We start from the raw sequence: 23,211 nt of genomic DNA on the forward strand, positions 1-23,211 counted from the left end.
AAAGCCTCCGGGATTCTTGGCTCCCGATCGGAGCCGCCGTGCCGTGCCTCACCCAGGCTACAAGCGGCGGGCCGGGAGTCCGCAGCGCGTGGGCGCGGGTGCGGTCATATGACGGATACCGCCGGTGGCAGGGCCGCTCGTACGGTTCCAGGAAATCCCCTGAACTCATCAAGGATTCTCAGTGGCTGTGGACCAGATCAAGCTCGGCGATGTCACCGTCACCCGGGTCCGGGAATACTTCGGTCCCGTGGAAATGACCCCCGACACCTTCTTTCCGGAAAGCCGGAAGGAGATCTGGGACGACGGCGCCTCCTGGCTGACCCCGCATTTCTTCGATTCCGGCACCAATATCGTGAATTCCGCGATCCAGACCTGGCTGCTGCGCAGTGAGGGCAGGACGATCCTCATCGACACGGGCGTGGGAAATCACAAGGAGCGCCCTTACGCGCCGGTCTGGAGTCATCTCGACACCGGCTTCCTCGCCAATCTCGCCCGGGCCGGCGTCGAACCCGAGGACGTGGACATCGTGGTCAACACGCATCTCCATGTCGATCACGTCGGCTGGAACACCTATCTGGACGGTCGGAGTTGGATTCCCACTTTCCCCAACGCCACCTATCTCATGCCGAAGGACGACTTCGACTTCTGGAATCCCGAGAACGGTCACAAGCCTTCGCTCGGCCGGGGCAACCAGAATGTCTTCGAGGACAGCGTGGCCCCGGTGCACGAGGCCGGCCGGACGCTGCTGTGGGAGAACAGCCACCGGATCGACGCCGGCCTGCGCCTGGACGCGGCTCCCGGGCACACCCCCGGCTCCTGCGTACTGACCCTCACGTCAGGATCGGATCGCGCGGTGTTCGTCGGCGATCTGCTGCACAGTCCGGTGCAGATCCTCGAACCGGACGCCAACAGCTGTTTCTGCGAGGACCCCGCGGGCGCTCGCGCCACCCGCCGCGAGGTTCTGGGCTGGGCGGCCGACAACAACGCGCTCGTGATCCCCGCGCACCTGGGCGGTCACGGCGCGGCCGAAGTGGTGCGTGACGGAAGCAAGTTCGCCATCAAGGGCTGGGCTCCCTTCGCCCCGTACACCGAACAGGGCTGAGGCCCGCAGAAAGGCACGACAGTGAACCACCACCCCGACCCCGTCGTGACCACCGCGCTGGGGGCCGTCCGCGGCCTGCGCCAGGGCGCCACCACCGCTTTCCTGAACATCCCCTACGCCGCCCCTCCCCTCGGTGCCGGCCGCTTCGCGCCGCCGCGACCGCACGAGCCCTGGGACGGCGTACGGGACGCCACCGTGCCGGGACCCAACGCGCCGCAGTCCGAGCGCACGCTCGGCGCCGTGGACATGTCCCCCTACTTCGGCGCCGGTTGGAGCCGCGGGGAGGACTATCTCACCGTCAACGTGGCGACGCCCGCGGCCACGGCCGGCGACCTGCCCGTCATGGTGTTCGTCCATGGCGGCGGATTCGTCGCCGGATCGACCCGGTCCGCGGTGTACGACGGCTCCGCCTTCGCCCGCGACGGCGTCGTCCTCGTCACCCTGAACTACCGGCTCGGCATCGCGGGGTTCCTCGACCTCCCCGGAGCGCCCGCCAACCGCGGCCTGCTCGATGTCGTCGCCGCGCTGCGCTGGGTACGGGAGAACATCGCCGCGTTCGGCGGAGATCCGCACAATGTCACTCTCTTCGGCCAGTCGGCCGGGGCAACCATCGTCGGCGGCGTCCTCGCCACCCCCGAGGCCACGGGCCTCTTCCGCCGGGCGATCCTCCAAAGCGGCAGCGGCCTGGGCGCGTTCACGACCGAGCAGGCCGCCCGTGTCACCAGGGTGGCGGCCGAGACCCTGGGCGTCGAACCCCACGTCGGCACCTTCGCGGAGATCTCCGACGAACGCCTGGTCGAGGCCGCCTCCCGGCTCGCGGGCATCGACCTGCGGACCGCGACGCACAGCGACCCGCTGATCGGACTCAGCCCCTTCAGCCTCGTCCTCGACACACAGCCCGCCGCATCCGTCGCCGCGGGCCTCAGCGCCGACGTCGACCTGCTCATCGGGACCAACACCGAGGAGGGAAACCTCTATCTGGCACCCGCGGGCCATTACTCCACCTCGACCGCCGGGGACGTCGACGCGGCGGCGGCCCGCTCGCACCCGGATCCGGCGAGGCTCGTCGAGACGTACCGCGAGGCACGCCCCGGGGCGTCCTTCGGTGAGCTGCGCTCCGCCATCATGGGCGACGCGCTGTTCGGCGCGGGCAGCTGGGCCCTGGCCGACGCACATGCCGCCCACCCCGAATCCGGCACCTTCCGCTACGAGTTCGCGTGGCGCTCCCACGCCCTGGACGGAGAGCTCGGTGCCACTCACGCGGTGGAGCTCCCCTTCGTCTTCGATCTCACGTGTCTTCCCCAGTTGCACGGGCGGAGCGGCCTGCTCGGCCCCGACAAACCCCCCGCGGATCTCGCCGCCCGCGTGCACGAGACCTGGGTACGGTTCGCCAGGACCGGCGACCCCGGCTGGTACCCGTACGACAACGAGCGCCGGGCGGCGATGCGCGTCGACGCCGAGTGGACCCAGGTCGACGACCCCCGCGGCCAGGAGCGACGGGCATGGAGCTGACTTCGGCGGGCGCGGGCCGCGTGCGCGGCGGGACTTGGCCCTGGAGGACCTTTGGCCAGGCCCAGGAGGACCTTTGGCCAGGCCCAGGAGGGCCCGTGGTCAGGCGTAGGGGGAGCGGTCGTCGCGGCAGGTGACGCCGGGCCGGGTGTTCAGCGACCACATGTGCGTGCATCGCGGGCACTGAAGGTGAATGACCGGTCCATTGCTGGAGATCAGATAGCGCCAGTGCTCACCGCAGTTGCGACGATCGGCGCAGGTCGCGCAGTGACGGGCGTCGTCGCAGACGGGGCAGGTCACCCAGGCGCGGCGGGCGAGGTCCGCCTGGGGGTCAATGGGCAGCCGCACCGCCGGGCTCCTCCCTCGGCAGGACACCCGCCGCCACGAGCAGGTCGTAGATGCGTCGCTGCTCGGCGTCGAGGCCCGAGTAGAGGAGCGCGTACGCCTCGTCCTCGCCGCGGAGCGCGGCCACCGGGTCCCAGTCGGAACCGAGCGCGGCCACGACCTCCGCCCGTCGTCGGGCTTCCTCGAAGGTCAAATCGATCGTGAAGGGTATGAGCCCGGTGTCATTGTCCTGATTCATTGAGAAACTTCCGATGTATCGAGTGGACCCCGCCATCTTTACCAGGCGACCGTGCGGCAGGGAAGGGTGGCCTCAGTCGCCCCGGGGCCACGCGCCACAGGGCCCATCGACGGGCCACCCTCGGATCGGCCGACGAGGGCGGCCCGTTGCCGGTGTCAGGCTCCGAGCCGCGGGCCCGGATCGCTCGCGGCGCTGTGACGTAGGTCACGGCGACCCGAAGGGGGGGTGCCCGGCAGCCGGAGACGTGCCGCCACCGGTCCTGTGATCTGTCTCACCGGAACGCTCGGGGCGCACCGGTCAGTAGAGGGCATGACCACGTTTCCGCCGCCGCCTCCCACGACAGAGCCGCCCCGCCGGGCCACACCGCGAAAGCCGACCGCCGCACACGTGCGGCTGGACATCCAAGGGCTTCGCGCCCTGGCGGTATCTCTTGTCATCCTCTCCCACATAGGAGTGGCCCGGTTCAGCGGCGGCTACATCGGCGTCGACGTCTTCTTCGTGATCTCCGGATTCGTGATCACGTCGATGCTGCTGCGCGAGCTCTCTTCGACCGGCCGGCTGTCGATCGGGGAGTTCTACGCCCGCCGGGCGATGCGCCTGCTGCCCGCCGCTACCGTGGTCGTGATCGCCACCCTCGCCGGATCGTGGCTGTACCTGTCCAAAATCCGGTTCGCCGACTACGTGGGCGACGCCCTCAGCAGTTCCCTCTACACGGCGAACATCCGGCTGGCCCTCACCGGCACCGACTACCTCTCCCAGAGCAGCCCGCCTTCGCCGTTCCAGCACTTCTGGTCACTCGCCGTCGAAGAGCAGTTCTACCTGCTGTGGCCGCTCCTTCTGCTCGTCAGCTGGAGGGCGGCACGGCGGTACGCCTTCCCGCTGGTTCTGCCGACGGCCGCCCTGACGGTGACCTCCCTCGCGCTGAGCGTGCTCACCACCGCGACCTCGCCGTCCTGGGCGTACTTCGGTCCGCACACCCGCGTGTGGGAGCTCGGGACCGGCTCCCTCCTCGCCGTCGCCGCCACCCGGCTGGAAAAACTCCCCGCCCGGATCGCGGCTCCGGCGACCTGGATCGGGCTCGCCTGCGTCCTGACCGCCGCGCTCACCTTCGACGATGACACTCCGTTCCCGGGGTACCACGCGCTGGTGCCGGTCGTGGGAACCGCCCTGGTACTGGCCGGCGGCTGCGCCCCGACCCGGTTCGGTGCGGGGCGACTGCTCGGGCTGCGGCCCGCGGTATGGGTGGGCGGGCTGTCATACGGCTGGTACCTGTGGCACTGGCCGCTGCTGGTCATCGCGCCGACGGCGCTGCGCAGGAGCCCGGAGCTTCCGTTGCTGTTCGCTCTGATGGCCGTTGCCCTGCTGGCGGCGTGGGTGACGTCCCGTCTCGTGGAGAACCCGGTGCGGTTCCATCCGGTTCTGCGCCGCCGGCCGGGCAGCGCGCTGGGCATGGGCGCCGGCCTGTCGGCGGGTGCCGTGTCGCTGGTCCTGGTCGCGGGGACCTTTCCGCCCGCCATCGACTCCGGCGTGGCGGCACCCGTACTTCAGAACGCCCTGCGATCCGCACCGGACGCCGAAGGGCGGCTGACGGAGCTGCTGGCGACCGCTCCCGCCCGCCTGCCGAGCAACCTCACGCCGGGACTCAACGCGATCAAGAGTGAGCGGTCGGCGCTCTACCGTGACGGCTGTCATGCGGACTACACCAGCACGAGCGCTCGGCCGTGCGTCTTCGGCGACCGAGACTCCGACAAGGTCGTGGTGCTCTTCGGCGATTCCCACGCCGCCCAGTGGTTTCCGGCGCTGGACCGCCTGGCACAGGCCAAGCACTGGCGGCTGGTATCGCTGACCAAGGCGTCGTGCAAGGTCGCGACAGTGACCATCGTCAACCAGCACGAGCCCTACCGGTCCTGTGACATCTGGCGGAACAACGCCCTCGCCGGGATCGACAAGCTCCGCCCCTTCCTCGTGATCGCCTCGTCCTCCGACGCGGGCACCCTGGCGGACCCCGAACGTGATCCCCTTCGGGGGTGGACCGCCGGGTACCGCACGACCTTCCAGCACCTCACGGCAACCGGTGCCCGGGTCGTCGCACTCCTCGACACACCCTGGCCCGACGCCGACGCGGTCGACTGCGCCGCGTCCTACCCTCTGCGGCTGACCACTTGTGCCACCACCACGGCCACGGCGCTCCAGGACCCGACCCGCAGAAAGGCGATCCGCGCGGCGGCGGCCTCCAGCGGGGTATCTGTCATCGACCCCGAGCCCTGGTTCTGCTCACCCGCCGGCGACTGCCCGATCGTCGTGGACAACACGCTCGTCTACCGCGACGAAAGCCACATCGCCGAGACCTACGCCGAGGCCATCGCGCCCGTCGTCGGCGACCGGTTGTCCCGGGCGCTCGCGGGGCAGGCCCGTGCCGGAGGTGAGACCACGGGGTGAATCGCGCCCCGTCCAGGGCCAGGGAGCGTTTGTGCTGCTGTCCCACTCGCCGTAGGCGGTCTCACGGCGTACGCCCCGGCGGCCGGAACGGCTCAAGGCCGTGTCCCGCACGGCCAGTTCGCGGTTCGGCCGGCCGAGCGGCCGGGCCAGAACTGCATCAGGTAGATCTCGACGCCGTCGGCCACACCGTCGTCGCCGCAGATCCGCTCCACCTCTTCGCGTCCCGCGCAGTGAACCCTGACCTTCCAGGTTCCCGCTGAGAGCAGGGACAGTTCATGGTCACGTCCGTCCGACCACACGGCGATCTCTCCCGTTCCGGAGACGAACTCCGCCTCGTCCCGCACGTCCCAGGGCACGCGCGTGTCCGGCGCGGGTTCTGTGTCCCACTGCTCAAGGGTCACCGCCGCGGTATGGGTGTGACCCGCGCTGTAGAGGTCGAAGCGTCCCTGGTACGCGGTCAGGAAGCCCCCGCTCGGTGAATCGTCGGGGAAGGGGACCGGCACCAGGGCCTCGTCGGATTCCTGGACACTCCACCCGTGACAGGTGATATGAACCTTCAGTTCATCAACGCGTACTGGCTTCAACACGCCTGGCTCCGGGAGGGGTTGGTGACGTTCCGGTAGGTGACGACAGGCCGGGAAGATCTGCGTTTCCTCTGCGGGGGAGGGCGGTTCGCCCGGCCGCGAGCGTTGATCGTGATCGCCGGCTCTAATGTGTTCGCGGTGAATGACAACTCTCTCCTCGGTAGGACCGTCCGTCTCGTCCCGTTGTCCACCGACCACGCGGAAGCCCTCTTTCCCTCCGCGTCCGACCCTGATGTATGGCGATGGATGCCCCGGCCGCGTCCTGAAACCGTGACGCAGACGCACGCGCTGCTCAGCCGGATGATCGCGGATCCCGCCCGGCGGTGCTTCGCGGTGCAACGCCGTGACGAAGGCACGGTGATCGGTTCGACCAGTCTGTACGACATCGACCTGGCCGACAGCCGCGCCGAGATCGGCGCGACCTGGTTCGATCGTTCCTGCTGGGGAGGTCCATACAACACTGAGTCCAAGCTGTTGCTGTTCAGCCATGCCTTCGATGACCTGCGACTCGCCAGACTCGCTCTGCGCACCGACAATCTCAACGAGCGTTCCCAGCAAGCCCTGACCCGTCTGGGCCTGGTCTACGAAGGAACCCTGCGCAGCCATATGCGGCGCCAGGACGGCACTCGTCGCGACTCGCTCTACTACAGCCTTCTCGCGGACGAGTGGCCCGCGGTTCGGGACAGGCTGCGCGCCAGGGTCATCGCCAAGACAACCGCCCCATCGGGGGCGTGATCACCGGACTCCGCGCGGCCGGCGTTCGCGATTCGCCAACGTCCGGCCCTTGGAGGGTGCGTGGGCGACGACGCCCTCCGGCACTTCCCACGGAGGCCGCGGTCTTCGGCTCGGCCGCTGGATTGACGGATTGGTGTCGGTCCTCCCTGGGCAGTGAGCAGGGGACGTCATGTCATGTTCACGACCATCTCATCTCTCCTGTAAGGAGGTCGACCATGCACGTCCGTAAGTTGACCAGCGGGTTCGTCGCCACCCTCGCCCTGACCCTTTCCCTGATGGGTGGCCAGGCCGTGGCCGCTCCTTCCGCGGACGCGGACAAGGCCCTGGCCGCGCGTGTGGTCACCTACGACGCCAGCGGTTCCGCGGAGTTCAGGTCCGCGGTCGACCGGGGCGCGGCGATCTGGAACGAGAGTGTCGACGCTGTCGAACTGCGGCCGGCCGCGACCGGGCAACGCGCCAACATACGGGTCCTGGCGGACAACGGCTGGCCCCGCGCCATCACCACCTCACTGGGCAACGGAACCGTCTACATCGGACGGCAGGCCGTGGACGAGGGCTACGACACGATACGCATCTCGTCTCACGAACTGGGCCACATCCTGGGCCTGCCGGACCGCAAGCCCGGGCCGTGTTCGAGCCTGATGTCCGGCTCCACCGCGGGAACCGCCTGCACCAACCCCTACCCGAACACCGCTGAGAAGGCGGAGGTCGAGGGCAACTTCGGCGGCGCGTTCGCACCGACGGCCGGAGCGGTGCCGCTCAACGTCATGATCGTGGACTGACACACGGCGCGGGCCCCTGGACTCGACTGGCCGTATGCCCCGGAGCGCGGATCGCGTTCCGGGGCGTGCGGTGCGGTCGCCCGGGCCGGCGAACGCCAGACCGCGCACAGGTCGGCCCGTACGCACCTGAGCCGGACGGCCGGGCGCCCGGACACGACGGCCGACCCGGAGGCCGACGGCTCCGTGTGACTGAGGGAACGGGACAATCCCGGCCTGGCCATCACCGTGCACGCGCTCAACCGGGCCACCCTCGCGGCCTGGTCAGCGCGTTCGCGGACCGGCGCGCGACGCGGCTTGTAGGGTGCGTCCCATGCCGGAAGCCCCGCCCCGTCCCGAGCCGTTCACCCCGCAGACCACCCCCGCGGCACTCGACGACCTCCGCGCGCGGCTGCGCGCGACGCGCTGGCCGGATACGCCCGAGGACGCCGGGTGGTCGCTCGGGACCGACCTCGCCTACCTCCGCGAGCTCGTCGCCTACTGGGCGGACGGCTTCGACTGGTCGGCGCAGGAGGCGGCGCTCGCCCGGTTCCCACGCTTCCGCGTCCGGCTGGGCGGCCTCGGGATCCACTTCGCGCACGTCCGGGCCGCCGCGCCGGCCGGGCCCGTTCTGCCGCTGGTCCTCAGCCACGGCTGGCCGGACTCGTTCTGGCGTTATTCGAAGGTCATCCCGCTGCTCACCGATCCCGGCGCGCACGGCGCCGACCCCGCCGACGCGTTCGACGTGGTCGTGCCCGACATGCCGGGCTACGGATACTCCGACCGCCCCACCGGCCCGCCGCTCAACTCCATCGCCGTCGCCGGTCTGTGGGCCGAACTGATGGGCAACCTCGGCTACGCGCGGTTCGGCGCGGCGGGCGGGGACATCGGCAGCCATGTCAGCCGCTACCTCGCGCTCGACCACCCGGATCGGGTCGTCGCCGTCCACCGCATGGACGGGGGCCTGCCCGTCTTCACCGGCGACCCGGCGGACCTCACGCCCGAAGAACGCGCCTGGTTCGAGCACGTCGCGGCCTGGGGCGCGACGGAGGGCGCGTACGGAGCCATCCACCGCACGAAGCCGCAAACCGCCGCCTTCGGGCTCACCGACTCGCCGGCCGGGCTCGCCGCCTGGATCGTCGAGAAGCTCCGGGCATGGAGCGACTGCGACGGTGACGTCGAACGCTGCTTCACGAAGGACGAGATCCTCACCAACGTCACGCTCTACTGGCTCACGGGGACGATCGGCTCGTCGATGCGCATGTACCACGCGAACGCCGCCATTCCGCCCGCTCAGCTCGCTCGCCGGGTGGAGGTTCCGTCCGGTTTCTCGCTCTTCCGCGGCGACATCGTCCGGCCGCCGCGGGCGTGGCTGGAACGCACGACGAACGTCGTGCGCGTGACCGAGCCCGCGCGCGGCGGGCACTTCGCGCCGTTCGAGGAGCCCGAGCTCTACGCGGAGGAACTGCGCGCCTTCTTCCGCCCTTTCCGGGCGGCGGCGATGGCCTGAGGGCGGCCGCCGAGTACGAAGACGGTACCGCCCGCCGGCCTTGAACTCCCCGCTGACCGGCAGGAACCATCGTCCGATCCGGTCGGGCGATGTCAGCGCGTCCCATACAGCGGCGACTTCGGCGTCATATGTACGCCGCGACAGCACCGTACGAGCCTCACCCGCCGCGACTCCCTTCGTGGTCGGGGCCGTACCCCCAGCTGTTTTCCATCGTTGAAAATGTGCATGCACGACTGTTGTTATGTGTTTGGGGCTGTGGCTCAATGTTCGACTGTGTGCTGCCGCATCCCGCAGGTGCGAGGCACTTCTGTCCCTTCGACGAGGACGACGCCTTGAGACCCTTGAGACGACAACCACTTCGCCCCCGAACGCTGCTTCGAGCACTCGCGTGTGCCGCCGCGCTACTGCTGCCCGTGGGCGCCACCCTGGTCCCGGCAGCCGCCGCCGCTCCGGCCGCCGGTGCCGCCTCCGCCTCCGCGACCGTGACCGCCTTCGCGTCCGACGACCCGGCCACCGAGGTGCACGGTCTGAAGGGGGAGTACTTCCGCATGTCCGCGCCGGGGGCTCGCGACTTCGCCGAGCTCGGTGGCGCGGCACTGGACCCCGAGATCAACTTCCCTGGTCTCACCGGCACGTTCGAGTCCACCACCGGGCGCACCGAGCACACGACGGCCCGGTGGACAGGGCAGATCGAAGCCCCGGCGACCGGTGACTACACCTTCTCCGCGATCGGCGACAACGGGTTCAGGCTCTTCGTCGACGGCGAGGTGGTCATCGACCACTGGCAGCCCGACTGGGACGTCGAGCAGCACAGCGAGCCGATCGCGCTGACCGCGGGAGAACCCCATGAGTTCCGGCTGGAGATGTTCCAGGACACCGGCGGCGCCAACATGTTCCTCCGTTGGGCGAGCCAGGACCTGAAGAAGCAGATCGTGCCGGAGGAGGCGTTCACACCGCCCGCCGACTTCGAGGTCTACCCGGTCGCGCTGAGCGTGGCCGAGGACGGCCGGCGACTCCAGGCGACGTTCGACGACAAGGTCGAGAACATCGGCGGCGTCAAGGACCATCTGAAGATCGAGGCCGACACCTCACCGATGCCGGTGAAGTCGGTGGCCAGAGCGGCCGACAACCCCAAGGCCCTGATCGTCACGCCGCCGGCGCCCGTCCAGAAGGGACAGCAGGTCCGCGTCGTGTATGACGGTGCGGGGGGTCTGCGGGCAGGCGGCGAAACCGTCCCCGAGATCAGCCGTACCGCCAAGAACCGGTCCACGCACCGGCTGACCACCACGTGGGGCGACAAGCTGGACCGTAACCACCCGCTGCCCGAGTACCCCCGGCCGCAGCAGGTGCGCGATCAGTGGAAGAACCTCAACGGCCCCTGGGAGTTCGCCGGAGCCACCGCGGGCGAGCAGCCGCCTTTCGGTAAGCGGCTCGGCGAGCGGATCATCGTGCCGTTCCCGGTGGAGTCCCAGCTCTCGGGTCTTGAGCGGCACGAGGATCACATGTTCTACCGCAAGCTTGTCACCGTGCCGGAGAACTGGTCCATCGGCAAGGGACGCGACGGCGGCAAGCGGCTGAGGCTCAACTTCGACGCCGTCGACTACCAGGCCGCCGTCTGGGTCAACGGCGAGAAGGTCGCCGAACACACGGGCGGCTACACCGGGTTCACCGCCGACATCACGGACGCGGTCAAGGGCAGTGGACCGCAGGAGATCATCGTCGCGGTCACCGATGTCACCGGACCGAATCAGCCGAAGGGCAAGCAGTCCACCAACCCGGGCGGGATCGTCTACACCCCGTCCTCGGGTATCTGGCAGACCGTCTGGATGGAGCCGGTCGCGCCCGCCGCGGTGGACTCCCTGACCACGACCCCGGACATCGACAAGGGCACCCTCGCGGTGACCGTCAACTCCACCGGCGCCTCGGCCGGCGCCCGGATCAAGGCCGTCGCCCGCGACACGAAGGGCAAGGTCGTCGGTACGGTCACCGGACCGGCCAACCGTGCGCTGACCCTGCCGGTCAAGAACCCGCGCCTCTGGTCGCCGGACGACCCGTACCTCTACGACCTCCAGGTGAGCCTGACGGACGGCCGGTCGACTGACCGTGTCGACAGCTACTTCGGGATGCGTTCCCTGCGGGTCGAGAAGGTCGGCGGCTACCAGAAGCTCGTACTCAACGGGAAGCCGTTCTTCTCGCTCGCCATGCTGGACCAGGGCTTCTGGCCCGACGGGCTGTACACCCAGCCCAGTGACGCCGCGCTCTCCTTCGATCTGAAGGCGCAGAAGGACCTCGGCTTCAACGCCGTACGCAAGCACATCAAGGTGGAGTCACCCCGCTGGTACTACCACGCCGACACGCTCGGTCTGCTGGTGTGGCAGGACTTCGTCTCCAGCGACATCAGTGGCGATCAGGGCAAGCAGGCGTTCCTCTCGCAGGGCGAGGAGATGATGAAGCAGCTGCACAACGCGCCCTCGATCGGCGGCTGGATCGTCTTCAACGAGGGCTGGGGCGAGTGGGACCGGGTCGAGACCGGGAAGATCACCGAGGCCGTCCAGGCCGACGATCCGTCGCGGGTCGTCAACGCCCACAGCGGGGTCAACTGCTGCTCGTCCAAGGGTGACTCGGGCAAGGGCGACATCATCGACCACCACGACTACCTGAACAACGACGCGCCGTTCCCCGACCACCGCGCCGCGATGGACGGTGAGCACGGTGGTTTCACACTCCGTACCGCCGGACACATGTGGCCGGGCGCTCCCGCGGCGATCTACAGCGGGGTCGCGGACAAGGCCGCGCTGACGGCGAAGTACGTGGAGAACACCCGTACGTACTATCTCGCCGCGGCCGGCGCCGAACTGTCCGGCTCCGTCTACACCCAGGTCAGCGACCTGGAGAACGAGCTCAACGGGTTCTGGACATACGACCGTCGTGAGATCAAGGTCGACCCGAAACCGGTGCGGCAGATCAATCAGCGGATCATCGCGGCCGGCGCGGCTGCCGGTGACCGCGACCGCCTGAAGGGCGGCGCCGCCTGGTCGCTGGATGAGAACAAGGGCACGACGGCCCGTGACAGCGGCCCCAACAAGGCGTCCCTGACCCTCGGTGAGGGCACCACCTGGGCGCCGGGTGTACGGGGCTCCGCGCTCAGGTTCAACGGCCAGGGGCAGTACGCCGAGACCCGCGGCCCCGTGGTCGACACCACCGAGAACTACTCGGTGTCCGCGTGGGCGACGCTCGACTCGCTTCCCGGCAACTACGCCACGGTGGTCAGCCAGGACGGCCGGCGGACGGAGAATCCCTTCTATCTCCAGTACGGCCAGGGCGCGTTCGCCTTCAGCACCCCGGGTGGCCACCGCGCCCGTCTGGAGATGAAGCCGGAGACGGGGAAGTGGTACCACCTCGTCGGTGTACGTGACGGTGACGACCTGAAGCTGTATGTCGACGGCACGCTCGCGGCGACGGCCCCGGCCGGCCCCGCCGATGTCGGCACCGGGCCGCTCTCCGTCGGCCGTGCCAAGTGGAACGGTGGGAACGTCGACTTCTGGAACGGCTCCGTCGATCAGGTGAGGGTGTACGACAAGGCGCTCACCGCGGCGGAGGTGAGCACGCTCCACGACGGCGAACAGCCGTAATGCAAGCACGGCCCGGCGGTGACCGAGTGGTCGCCGCCGGGCCGCCTCCGTGACCCTCACGGCCCGCGGGGAGGCTCAGATCAGGGCGCCCAAGGACCCTCCACCGCCCAAGTGGTGTCCTCGGTGAACGTGGCCGGGTTGTCCCAGGCGTGACCGCCGCCCGGAGTGGCCAGCCACACCTCGGAGTTGATGTGACGGATATAGCTGCCGGGGAGGTTGGCGCTGGACAGACGCACGCCGCCCGGGCCCGCGACCGCGCAGAAGGTGGCGTCGGCCTTGAAGAGGGCCGAGCCGTCGTCGGCGTCCCGCCGGACACGGAAGTCCCGGTGCCGCAGATACTCGCCGGGGTAGTTGCGGGACTCGAACGAATAGCAGTTGCTGTTGGCGAGACCGGTGACGACCTTCCAGGTCGCGTCGTTCTTGAGGAGTCCGTCGCTGCCGCCGTCGACGACCGCGGTGTAGGCGAGCTGCTCGTAGTGGCGCAGGTACTTGTCGGTGTGGCCCGGGGTGGTGACCCGCAGCGACCGGTACTGCCCGGTGGGCAGGGTGACCGGTGGGACGGGTGTCCGGGAGGCCTGGATCAGCGCCTGGTTCGCCGCCTTGACCCGTGCGGCGTCGGCCTTCATCACCTGGCGGTCGTAGGTGAGCAGACCGTTCACCTCGTTCTCGACGTCCGTGATCTCCGTGTAGACCGAGGCGGAGAGCCCCGCGGGCAGTTGACCGACGCGGATGCTGTCGAGCAGACCGACGAAGCGGTCGTTGAGGGCGGCGAGGCTCGGCTGATCCTCGTAGCTGAAGCCGCCGCCCGGATACCACTCGTGCCCCGGCACCTTGTACCCGAGCCCGCCGAACTCGCCGAGGACCGCGGCCCGGGTGGCGCTGGGGGCGGTGTTTCCGGGGCCGACGTAGATGTGGTTGTCGACCACATCCCCGTTGGCCCCGTCCACCGAGCCGCAGCAGTTGACCCCGCTCATGTTGTTGACCAGGCGGGACGGGTCGTACGCCGTTACCTCGTCGGCGATCCTGGCCTGGTCGTACTGTCCCCAGCCCTCGTTCTGGTTGACCCACATCACCAGGGACGGAGAGCTGCGGTGCTGATCGATGATCGCGCGGTACTCGGCCTCCCACTGGGCGCGGGCCGCCGTGTCGGGGCTCTTCCCGGTGTCCATCGCCGGCATGTCCTGCCAGACCAGGAGCCCGAGCCGGTCCGCCCAGTAGAACCAGCGCTGGGACTCGACCTTGATGTGTTTGCGCACCATGTTGAAGCCCAGGTCCTTGTGGGCCTGAAGGTCCGACCGCAGCGCGGCGTCGGTCGGTGCGGTGTAGATGCCGTCCGGCCAGTAGCCCTGGTCCAGGGTGCCGGTCTGGAAGACGAACTTCCCGTTCAGTACGGGCCGCAGGATATTGCCGACCTTCGCGGTGGCGATCGACCGCATCCCCGCGTAGCTTCCGACGGAGTCGACGGCCGCGGCACCGTCGAGCAGTTCGGCCCGGACGTCGTAGAGGAACGGGTCCTCCGGGCTCCAGAGCCGGGGGTTGGCGAGGGATACGGAGATCTCCGCGCCCGCGGCGCCGGTCGCCGTACCGACCACGTTCCCGCCGCTGGAGACCGTCACCCGGACACTACGGCCGTTCGCCGCGGCGGCCCGCGCCGTCACCCGGAGGGTGCTGTCGCCCAGGTTCGGTGTCATGTCGAGACGGGTGATGTGCGCGGTGGCGACCGGTTCCAGCCAGACGGTCTGCCAGATACCGGAAGCGGCGGTGTAGAAGATGCCCCCGCCGGGATGCGGCTTCACGTCGTTGATCCGCTGCTTGCCGACCGCTTGGCCGCCGGTCTGGGTCGGGTCGTGGACGGAGACCACGACGGTGTTCGTACCGCCGTTCAGCTGGGGCGTGATGTCGTACGAGAACGCGTCGTACCCGCCCTTGTGCGCCCCGACCTGGGTGCCGTTGACCCAGACGGTGGTCTGCCAGTCGGAGGCGCCGAAGTTGAGCTGGACCCGGCGGCCTGTCCAGTTCGCGGGGACGGTGAAGGCGCGCTTGTACCAGAGCTTGTCGTTCTCGGTGATTCTGCGCTGGATGCCCGAGAGCGCGGACTCGGCGACGAACGGAACCCGGATCTGGTCAGCGAACGTCGACGGCTGGCCGGCGTCGCGGCCGGTCACCGCGAAGTCCCAGATGCCATTGAGATTGGTCCAGTCGGGGCGGGTGAGCTGGGGGCGCGGATACTCGGGCAGCGGGTTGTCGAGGGGCACCTGATCGGTCCAGGGCGTGGTCATCGGAGCGGGCTTCGGCGTCCAGGGCGCCGCCTGGGCGGGGGTCGTCGCGCCCCCCACCAGAGCGGTCGCCACCAGCGTCAGCATGCCGGTCGCGGCGGTCAGACGTCTCCACCACGGCCGGCGGCCGGGGATGGGCACACGCTTCATCGGTACGTCTCCTCCACGGATGACGCTCCCCGCGGCCGGACCGGCGTGGGGGAGCGGTGCGGGTCGTCGTGCGGCGGTCGTGCGGGTGATGATGCGGCTCGTGGTGCGTCTTGGGTGCGTCTTGGGGTGCGTCTTCCGGTGGTGCGGCTTGGGGTGCGGTTCCCGGTGGTGCGGGGGCAACTCGCTTGCAACGTTGGAAGGTTGCGGGTCGGCGGTATGACAGCACGCCGTCGAACGAGTGTCCAGAGCTGTCGCGGAACCCGACGTCCGCTGCCCGCCCGCCCGGTCGGAAACCCCCGGCCGGTGCGCGCGGCCGACACATTTTGGAAACGCATCGACAACTCTCTTGCAGCCTGCGCCGCAGCGCCTATATAACGTTGTAAACCGAGCCGCCGACAGGCAGCGCGGACTCTCACGACCGCCCTCGTCACCGCTCGTGGCCGGGCTGTGAGGATGCGGCGTCATCAGCCCTGACGCGGCTGATGACCGTTCAGCGCAACCGTGCAGCACCACCGTTCAGTGCCGCCCCCCGCCCCGTCCGTGCCCTGCCCTGCCCGACCGCACCCGACCGGAGTGCCGTCATCCCGCCAAGGAGCGTCCCGCGCATGATCAACCAGCGCCGATCCCGTACTCTCACCGTGGCCTGCGTGCTCGCCGCCACCGCTACGCTCGCCGTCTCCGGCTGCTCCAAGTCGGAGACCACTGACAACGCGGGCGGTGACAGCGGCCAGGGAGCCCAGGCGGCCAAGACCCCCGATGCCACGTCCGGTTCGGGCTGCTCGCTGCAGACCTATGGCGCGCCGAAGCTGGATCTGAAGGACGCGGTGGTCGGTTTCTCCCAGTCGGAGAAGGAGGCCAACCCCTTCCGTATCGCCGAGACCCAGTCCATCAAGGACGAGGCGGCCAAGGTCGGCGTCAAGAAGCTGCTCACCACCAACGCGCAGTCGCAGCTCTCCAAGCAGATCAGCGACATCCAGGACATGCTGTCCCAGGGCGCCCAGTTCCTCATCGTCGCGCCGCTGAACTCGGACGGGCTGGAACCGGCGCTCAAGGCCGCCGCGGCGAAGAAGGTGCCGGTCCTCACCATCGACCGCAAGGTCAACTCCACCGCCTGCAAGGACTATGTCGCCTTCCTCGGCTCCGACTTCGTGGAGCAGGGCAAGCGTGCCGCCGACGCGATGATCAAGGCGACCGGCGGCAGCGGCAAGGTCGCCATCCTGCTCGGCGCCTCCGGGAACAACGTGACCACGGACCGTACCAAGGGCTTCGTCGACCAGGTGAAGGCCAAGGCGCCCGGCCTCGAAATCGTCGCCCAGCAGACCGGCGAGTTCGCCCGGGACAAGGGCCAGCAGGTGATGGAACAGCTCATCCAGTCCAAGCCCGACATCACCGCCGTCTACGCGGAGAACGACGAGATGGGTCTCGGCGCCGTCACCGCGCTCAAGGCGGCCGGGAAGAAGCCCGGCAAGGACGTCAAGATCGTCTCGGTCGACGGCACCCGCAACGCCGTTCAGGCGCTGGTCAACGGGGAGTACAACGCGGTCATCGAGTCGAACCCGCGCTTCGGGCCGCTCGCCTTCGCCACCGCGCAGAAGTTCTACGCGGGCGAGGAGATCCCGGAGAACGTGATCATCGCGGACCGCGCGTACGACGAGTCCAACGCGAAGGCGTCCCTCGGCGGGGCGTTCTGACCCCTTCGCCGCTCGGCGAAGGGCACTGACTCCTTCGTCGCGCGGTGCGGGGCACTGACTGCTCCGTCGCGCGGTGCGGGGCACTGACTGCTCCGTTCTACGGCCGCCGGGGCGCCCCACCCGCCACGGCGGTCCCGGGCCCACCCCCTTGGAACAGCGGAAGGCCAACAAGACCCATGGCACCACCCGAAGCAGCAGCCCAGCCGCCGGAGGAGACCACCCGGCCGGCGGCCGGCACCGTGCTCGAAGCCCACGCGGTGAGCAAGCGGTTCCCCGGCGTCGTCGCGCTCGACAACGTTTCCTTCTCCCTGCGCGCGGGCGAGACCCATGCCCTGGTGGGCGAGAACGGCGCCGGGAAGTCCACCCTCATCAAGGTGCTGACCGGCGTGTACCGGCCCGATGAGGGCGAGGTACGGATGGCCGGTCAACAGGTGCGGTTCGCCCGGCCGTTCGAGGCGCAGCAGGCGGGCATCTCCACCATCTACCAGGAGGTCAACCTCGTCCCGCTGATGAGCGTGGCGCGCAATATCTTCCTCGGCCGGGAGCCCAAGAACCGTTTCGGCCTCATCGACTTCGGCCGGATGCACCGCGAGACCACGGAACTGCTCGACGGCTTCGGTGTCCACGTCGACCCGCGCCGACCGCTGCACACCCTGGGCATCGGCACCCAGCAGATGGTCGCGCTGGCCCGCGCCGTCTCCGTCAACGCGCGGGTGGTCGTCATGGACGAACCCACCTCCTCCCTGGAACCGCGCGAGGTGGAGACCCTGTTCCGGGTCATCGCCGGCCTGCGCGGCCAGGGCATCGCCGTGATCTACGTCAGCCACCGTATGGACGAGCTCTACCGGATCTGCGACCGCGTCACCGTCCTGCGCGACGGCCGCCACATCCACACCGGAGACCTCGCGGAGCTGAACCGGATGCGGCTCGTGTCGATGATGCTCGGCCGCGACATGGCCGAGGTCCGACGCGACGGCGTGACCGGCTTCGCCGCCGAGGGACATGACGCGGAGCGCACTCCCGTACTCACCGCCCATGGCCTCACCCGCCGCCACCTTCTCCAGGACGTCTCCCTTTCGCTGTACGGCGGGGAGGTGCTGGGCCTCGGCGGCCTCCTCGGCTCCGGGCGCAGCGAGACGGTGAAGGCCCTGGCGGGAGCGCTGAGCCTGGACGGGGGCGAACTCACCGTCGGTGGCCGCAGGCTGCGCAGGCTGACCTCCGCGGGCGCCATCCGGGCGGGCATCAGTCTGCTGCCCGAGGACCGCAAGGCGGAGGGAATCATCCCCGGCCTCTCCGTGCGCGAGAACATCGTACTCGCCGCCATGCCCCGTCTCTCCCGTGCCGGAGTGGTCTCACGGCGCAAGCAGGACCGCGTTGTCGAGATCTTCATGAAGCGGCTGCGGATCAAGGCCGCCGGTCCCGAACAGAAGGTCGGCGAACTCTCCGGAGGCAACCAGCAGAAGGTCCTGCTGGCCCGCTGGCTCTGCCTGGAACCCAAGGTCCTCCTGCTCGACGAACCGACGCGGGGCATCGACGTCGGCGCCAAGGCCGAGGTCCAGGGCCTCATCGACGAACTCGCCCGCGAGGGCCTGGCCGTGCTGCTCATCTCCTCGGACATCGAGGAACTCATCGAGGGCGCCGACCGGATCGTCGTCCTGCGCGGCGGGGCCGTCGCGGGCGAACTGTCCGGTGACGACGTGGGCGAGAGCCAACTGCTCGAAGTGCTCGCCGACCACTCGCCGGTGTCCCAAGGGAAGGCCCCGGCCGCACAGGAGGATCCGCGATGACCCAGGCCACTCTCACCCCCACTCCAGCGCGCCCCCTGGCCCGGCTCCGTGACCCCGCCTGGTACCAGGAGTACGGCGTGTACGCGGCCGTGGCGGTACTGCTGGTCTTCAACGCACTGTTCACCGAGCACTTCATGACCGCCGACAATCTGCGCACCCAGCTCGTCCAGGTCGCGCCCATCGTCATCGTGGCGCTGGGCATGGCCCTGGTCATCGGCACCGAGGGCATCGATCTGTCGGTCGGCTCGACCATGGCGCTCGCGGCCGCCCTGCTCCCGCTCTATCTCGGATACGGTCTCGTGCCGGGGCTTGTCGTGGCCCTGCTCGCGGGGGCCGTCGTCGGAGCCGTCAACGGCTCACTGGTCGCACTGATCGGGCTGCAGCCCATCGTCGCCACCCTGGCCCTGTTCGTCGGCGGCCGGGGCCTCGCCCTGGTCATGGCCGACGGCCAGCTCAAGCAGATCGTCAACCCCGACGTCCTCGCGCTCGGCACCGGATCCTTCCTCGGTGTCCCGCTGGTGGTACTGATCGCCGGGGTGCTCGCCGTCGCCGTCGCCTTCCTGGTGCGGCGCACCACCTTCGGCCGTCAGATCGTCGCCGTCGGAGGAAACCGGTCGGCCGCCTCCCTCGCGGGACTGCCGGTCAAACGGGTCCTGATGGGTGTGTACATACTCTGCGGCGTGCTGGCGGCCCTGGCGGGGATCCTCGCCACGGCCAGGCTGACGGCGAGCGACCCCTCCTCGCTCGGCACCCTCATGGAGCTCTCCGCCATCACGGCGGTCGTGGTCGGCGGAACCCCGCTGAACGGCGGCTCCATCCGGGTCCTGGGCACCGTGGCCGGCGCCCTGCTGATGCAGCTGCTGCGCGCCACCCTCGTCAAGCACGACCTGCCCGACTCCACCGCACAGATCGCCCAGGCGGCCATCATCATCGCCGCCGTCTACGTCGCCCGGGAGCGTCGGTCCCGATGAACGAAACCACACCCGCTCCGCCCGCTCCCGCCCCGGCGCCGAAGAAGACGCCCGCACCGGCCGGCGGCGCGGCTCCCCGCGAGGTGCCCGCCGCCGAGACGCCTCTCAAGCAGCGGCTCGCCGGGCTCGTACAGCGTCAGGGCGTTCTCGCGGTCCTTCTCGCGGTCATCCTCGTCGCCTCGTTCGTCTACCCGACGTTCGCCACCCTCGACAACGCGCGCGGCGTGACCGTCCAGGCGTCGTTCCTCGCCGTGGTCGCCCTCGGCATGACCCTGGTCATCATCACCGGCGGCATCGACCTGTCGGTCGGATCGGTGTTCGCACTGGGGGGTGTGCTCGCGGCCTGGGCCTCGCAATGGGGCTTCTTCACGGCGCTCCTGGTGCCCCTCGTGGTGTGCGGGGCGATCGGGCTGCTGAACGGTTTCCTCATCGCCCGCGCCGGGATGGCCCCCTTCATCGTCACGCTCGCCACGCTGCTCGCGGCCCGCGGGCTGCTCCTCGCCCTCACGGACGAGGGCGCCACCACCTATCTGGTGCCGAAGGACTCCGCGTTCGCCGAGCTCGGGCAGGGCAGCGTCCTGGGGTTCGGTTATCCCCTCCTGATCGCCCTGGTGCTGTTCGGGGCGGGCGGACTGGTGCTGCAACGGACCTCGTTCGGGCAGTCGCTGTTCGCGGTCGGCGGCAGCGGCGACGCGGCCGCGCTGATGGGGCTGCCCGTCGCCCGTACCAAGATCCTTGTCTACACGCTCAGCGGACTGCTGGCGGGACTCGCCGGCGCGCTGAACGCGGCCAGGCTGTCATCGGGCGTCACCATCGTCGGTGTCGGTATGGAACTCGACGCCATCTCCGCCGTCGTGATCGGCGGCACGCTCCTCATCGGTGGCGCCGGGTCGATCAGCGGCACGCTCTGGGGCGTCCTGCTGCTGGCCGTCATCCAGAACCTGATCAACCAGATCGGCTCGCTCAACTCCTCGTACCAGTCGGTGGTGAGCGGCGGCTTCCTTATCGTTGTCGTCGTGGCACAGCGCTATCTGGCGCGCAGTCGCAGAACCACCTGAACCACGCCGGGTTCCGTGTGGCCGTCCGGCCACCGGGACCCGGCCACCCCAGGTCCCCGGACCTCACCGGGGCCGGGTTCCCTGTCGAGTCAAGGAGTGCCGTGAGCGTCAGCCTCAAGGACGTTGCGCAACGGGCGGGCGTGTCCATCAAGACCGTGTCGAACGTGGTCAACAACTATCAGCATGTCACCCCCCAGATGCGTGCCAAGGTGCAGCGGGCCATCGATGAACTCGGCTACCGGCCCAACCTCACCGCACGCCATCTGCGCAAGGGGCGCACCGGCATCATCGCCCTGGCCGTACCCGAGTTCGGCAACCCGTACTTCGCCGAACTGGCCGGCGCGGTCGTCGACGCCGCGGCCCGGCACGACTACACCGTGCTGGTCGACCACACCGGCGGCCTGCGCGAGAACGAGCTCTTGGTCTGCCAGGGGTTCCGTTCGCATGTGATCGACGGACTCATCCTCAGCCCGATCCATCTGGAGACCGAGGACCTCATGGCGCGCTCCGAGACGGCGCCCCTGGTCCTGCTGGGGGAGCGCGAGTACGAGGCCCCGTACGACCACATCGCCATCGACAACGTCACGGCGGCCCGCGCGGCCGTACGGCACCTCCTCGACCACGGCCACCGCCGTATCGCCTTCCTCGGCTCACGCACCGGCCGCGAACGCCAGCCGGCACATCTGCGGCTGCGCGGCTGGCGCGAGGAGCTGGCGGCCGCGGGTATCGCGCCCGACGAGAGCCTGGTGATCGTCACCGACGGCTACGGGCGGGAGGACGGCGCCGCCGCCATGGCCGCGCTCCTCGACCGCGGGGAGCGGCCGGACGCCGTCTTCGCCTACAACGACCTCATCGCCATCGGAGCGATGCGCACGCTCACCGAGCGCGGTCTGAGCATCCCCGCGGACGTCGCCGTCGTCGGCTTCGACGACATCGAGGAGAGCCGGTACGGGACCACCACGCTCACCACCATCGCCCCGGACAAGGAGGCCATCGCCCGGCTCGCCGTCGACAGCCTCGTCGAACGGCTCTCGGGCGAGCCGGTGGCCGAACCCCGCAGGCCCCGCCCCGGCTACCGCCTGGTCGTCCGCGAATCGACCGCGTCCCGAAGGACCCCGGACCCCGGGAAGACGGGACCGGTCTGAAGCGCGGCGGCGGGACCCCGGGGCGTGTACGTACGCGCCGCGGCCCGGGCGGCCCACGCTCCTCCCCGCCATCCGTTCGTCGCAAGGATCCCTGATGCCCACCCCCACTGTGCACAGCAGGCCGTTCGGCACCGCTCCCGGGCGGTCGGAGGTCGATCTCTGGACGCTCGACTCCGGATCCGGAGTCCGGGCCGAGATCCTGACCTACGGCGGCATCCTGCACCGGCTCCTGGTGCCGGACACCGCGGGAGACGCCGTGTCGGTCGTCCGGTCGCTCGCCTCCCTCGATGACTACACAGGGAAGAACCCCTACTTCGGGGCCCTCATCGGCCGTTACGCGAACCGCGTCGCGCACGGCCGCTTCACCCTGGACGGCGCGGAGCACCACATCCCCGCCAATGACCGCGGCCACGCGCTGCACGGCGGTCCTGGCGGCTTCCACACCAGAGTGTGGCAGGCGGCGGCCCACCGTACGGACCACACCGCGGCGCTCCGGCTCACGCTGCACAGCGCCGATGGCGACATGGGATTCCCCGGCGCGCTCGACGTCACCGTGACATACACGCTCGACACCGAAGGCACCCTCGCCCTCGACTACACCGCGACCACCGACCGCCCCACGATCGTCAACCTCACCAACCACGCGTACTTCGAGCTCACTGACGAGGGCGACGTCCTCGGCCACACCCTCCAGGTGGACGCCGACGGGTATCTGCCCGTCGACGAGGGGGGCATCCCGCGTGGCCCCGCCGTACCCGTCCGGCACACCCCGTTCGACCTCACCGTTCCGCACACGCTGGGGGACCGGATCGGCCTGCCCGACGAACAGCTCCGTTCCGCGGGGGGCTTCGACCACTGCTGGGTCCTGCGGGAAGCGGAACCGGGCCGCGCCGGAGACCCGCGCCGGGCCGCCCGTCTCGCCGCCCCCGGCGAGGCAAGGGTCATGGAGGTATGGACCACGGAACCCGGCATCCAGGTCTACACCGCCAACCAGCTCGACGGCACCCTCACCGACCCGGCCGGCCGGCTCCACGAACGGCATGGCGCCGTCTGTCTGGAGACCCAGCACCTGCCCGACTCGCCCAACCGTCCCGGTTACCCCTCCACGTCGCTGCGCCCCGGCGAAGTAGCCTCCAGCAGAACCGAGTTGAGGTTCCCGCATCTCAGGCGGGGGCGAGGCGACAGCGGGGGCTGAGCGCTACCGCCGCCACTCACGACGCCTTCATCGCCCGAAGCCTGTTCACCCTGTGGCTTGGTCCGCATGTCATCAATTCTCTGGAT

General features: G+C 69.7%; 17 protein-coding genes and 1 pseudogene. 13 read left to right on the forward strand and 5 right to left on the reverse strand.

Going from position 1 to position 23,211, the window contains the following annotated elements; translation table 11 throughout:
- The first annotated feature begins 187 nt into the window (after positions 1-187).
- On the forward strand, positions 188-1,102 hold the full coding sequence (locus ACFRMN_RS08915) for an MBL fold metallo-hydrolase (protein WP_383015821.1): 915 nt from the start codon (positions 188-190) through the stop codon (positions 1,100-1,102).
- 21 nt (positions 1,103-1,123) lie between these two features.
- Entirely contained in the window at positions 1,124-2,614 is a 1,491-nt protein-coding gene (locus ACFRMN_RS08920) for a carboxylesterase/lipase family protein (protein WP_383015497.1), read from the forward strand.
- Between the two features lie 99 nt (positions 2,615-2,713).
- Here ACFRMN_RS08920 and ACFRMN_RS08925 read toward each other — a convergent pair whose 3' ends face one another.
- Both ACFRMN_RS08925 and ACFRMN_RS08930 read right to left on the reverse strand, forming a co-directional pair.
- Positions 2,714-2,959: a hypothetical protein gene (locus ACFRMN_RS08925; RefSeq protein ID WP_383015500.1), complete on the reverse strand. Its 246-nt coding sequence runs from the start codon at positions 2,957-2,959 to the stop codon at positions 2,714-2,716.
- Positions 2,943-3,194, reverse strand: coding sequence for a DUF6400 family protein (locus ACFRMN_RS08930; RefSeq protein ID WP_383015503.1), 252 nt, complete (start codon positions 3,192-3,194; stop codon positions 2,943-2,945). Before ACFRMN_RS08930 ends, ACFRMN_RS08925 begins: the two co-directional genes overlap by 17 nt.
- A 387-nt stretch (positions 3,195-3,581) precedes the next feature.
- On the opposite strand from ACFRMN_RS08930, the gene ACFRMN_RS08935 reads away from it, so the two are divergent.
- Entirely contained in the window at positions 3,582-5,633 is a 2,052-nt protein-coding gene (locus tag ACFRMN_RS08935) for an acyltransferase family protein (RefSeq protein WP_383015506.1), read from the forward strand.
- Between the two features lie 92 nt (positions 5,634-5,725).
- Here ACFRMN_RS08935 and ACFRMN_RS08940 read toward each other — a convergent pair whose 3' ends face one another.
- Complete coding sequence (locus tag ACFRMN_RS08940; protein ID WP_383015509.1) at positions 5,726-6,220, reverse strand: hypothetical protein; 495 nt, start codon at positions 6,218-6,220, stop codon at positions 5,726-5,728.
- A 135-nt stretch (positions 6,221-6,355) separates the two neighbouring features.
- Here ACFRMN_RS08940 and ACFRMN_RS08945 point away from each other — a divergent pair, with 135 nt between their 5' ends.
- The 3 genes from ACFRMN_RS08945 to ACFRMN_RS08955 all read left to right on the forward strand — a co-directional run bounded on the left by ACFRMN_RS08945 (position 6,356) and on the right by ACFRMN_RS08955 (position 9,220).
- Positions 6,356-6,952 (forward strand): GNAT family N-acetyltransferase, encoded by a 597-nt coding sequence (locus ACFRMN_RS08945; RefSeq protein WP_383015512.1) that lies wholly within the window; start codon positions 6,356-6,358, stop codon positions 6,950-6,952.
- A gap of 215 nt (positions 6,953-7,167) precedes the next feature.
- Positions 7,168-7,734, forward strand: a complete 567-nt coding sequence (locus ACFRMN_RS08950) for a snapalysin family zinc-dependent metalloprotease (RefSeq protein WP_383015515.1) — start codon at positions 7,168-7,170, stop codon at positions 7,732-7,734.
- A 310-nt stretch (positions 7,735-8,044) separates the two neighbouring features.
- Positions 8,045-9,220, forward strand: coding sequence for an epoxide hydrolase family protein (locus ACFRMN_RS08955; RefSeq protein WP_383015518.1), 1,176 nt, complete (start codon positions 8,045-8,047; stop codon positions 9,218-9,220).
- Positions 9,221-9,232: 12 nt separating this feature from the next.
- Here ACFRMN_RS08955 and ACFRMN_RS08960 read toward each other — a convergent pair.
- Positions 9,233-9,577: pseudogene (locus tag ACFRMN_RS08960) on the reverse strand (SRPBCC domain-containing protein); the annotation flags it as partial.
- Between ACFRMN_RS08960 and ACFRMN_RS08965 the strand changes: the two are divergent.
- The gene (locus ACFRMN_RS08965; RefSeq protein WP_383015521.1) at positions 9,484-12,852 is read left to right on the forward strand and encodes a LamG-like jellyroll fold domain-containing protein; all 3,369 of its coding nucleotides are present in this window, start codon (positions 9,484-9,486) and stop codon (positions 12,850-12,852) included. The pseudogene ACFRMN_RS08960 and the gene ACFRMN_RS08965 sit on opposite strands and share 94 nt — an antisense overlap.
- A gap of 80 nt (positions 12,853-12,932) precedes the next feature.
- On the opposite strand, the gene ACFRMN_RS08970 is transcribed toward ACFRMN_RS08965, so the two are convergent.
- Positions 12,933-15,278, reverse strand: coding sequence for an AbfB domain-containing protein (locus tag ACFRMN_RS08970; protein WP_383015524.1), 2,346 nt, complete (start codon positions 15,276-15,278; stop codon positions 12,933-12,935).
- A gap of 605 nt (positions 15,279-15,883) precedes the next feature.
- On the opposite strand from ACFRMN_RS08970, the gene ACFRMN_RS08975 reads away from it, so the two are divergent.
- From ACFRMN_RS08975 to ACFRMN_RS09000, 6 genes are all read left to right on the forward strand, one after another.
- Positions 15,884-16,969, forward strand: coding sequence for an ABC transporter substrate-binding protein (locus ACFRMN_RS08975; protein WP_383015527.1), 1,086 nt, complete (start codon positions 15,884-15,886; stop codon positions 16,967-16,969).
- A 176-nt stretch (positions 16,970-17,145) separates the two neighbouring features.
- Positions 17,146-18,756 (forward strand): sugar ABC transporter ATP-binding protein, encoded by a 1,611-nt coding sequence (locus tag ACFRMN_RS08980; RefSeq protein ID WP_383015530.1) that lies wholly within the window; start codon positions 17,146-17,148, stop codon positions 18,754-18,756.
- On the forward strand, positions 18,753-19,727 hold the full coding sequence (locus tag ACFRMN_RS08985) for an ABC transporter permease (protein ID WP_383015533.1): 975 nt from the start codon (positions 18,753-18,755) through the stop codon (positions 19,725-19,727). Before ACFRMN_RS08980 ends, ACFRMN_RS08985 begins: the two co-directional genes overlap by 4 nt.
- Positions 19,724-20,785 (forward strand): ABC transporter permease, encoded by a 1,062-nt coding sequence (locus ACFRMN_RS08990; protein WP_383015536.1) that lies wholly within the window; start codon positions 19,724-19,726, stop codon positions 20,783-20,785. Before ACFRMN_RS08985 ends, ACFRMN_RS08990 begins: the two co-directional genes overlap by 4 nt.
- Positions 20,786-20,886: 101 nt before the next feature.
- Complete coding sequence (locus tag ACFRMN_RS08995; RefSeq protein WP_383015539.1) at positions 20,887-21,930, forward strand: LacI family DNA-binding transcriptional regulator; 1,044 nt, start codon at positions 20,887-20,889, stop codon at positions 21,928-21,930.
- Positions 21,931-22,024: 94 nt separating this feature from the next.
- Positions 22,025-23,125, forward strand: coding sequence for an aldose epimerase family protein (locus tag ACFRMN_RS09000; protein WP_383015541.1), 1,101 nt, complete (start codon positions 22,025-22,027; stop codon positions 23,123-23,125).
- Positions 23,126-23,211: the final 86 nt, after the last annotated feature.

Source organism: Streptomyces sp. NPDC056835 (assembly GCF_042789485.1).
Taxonomy (GTDB): domain Bacteria; phylum Actinomycetota; class Actinomycetes; order Streptomycetales; family Streptomycetaceae; genus Streptomyces.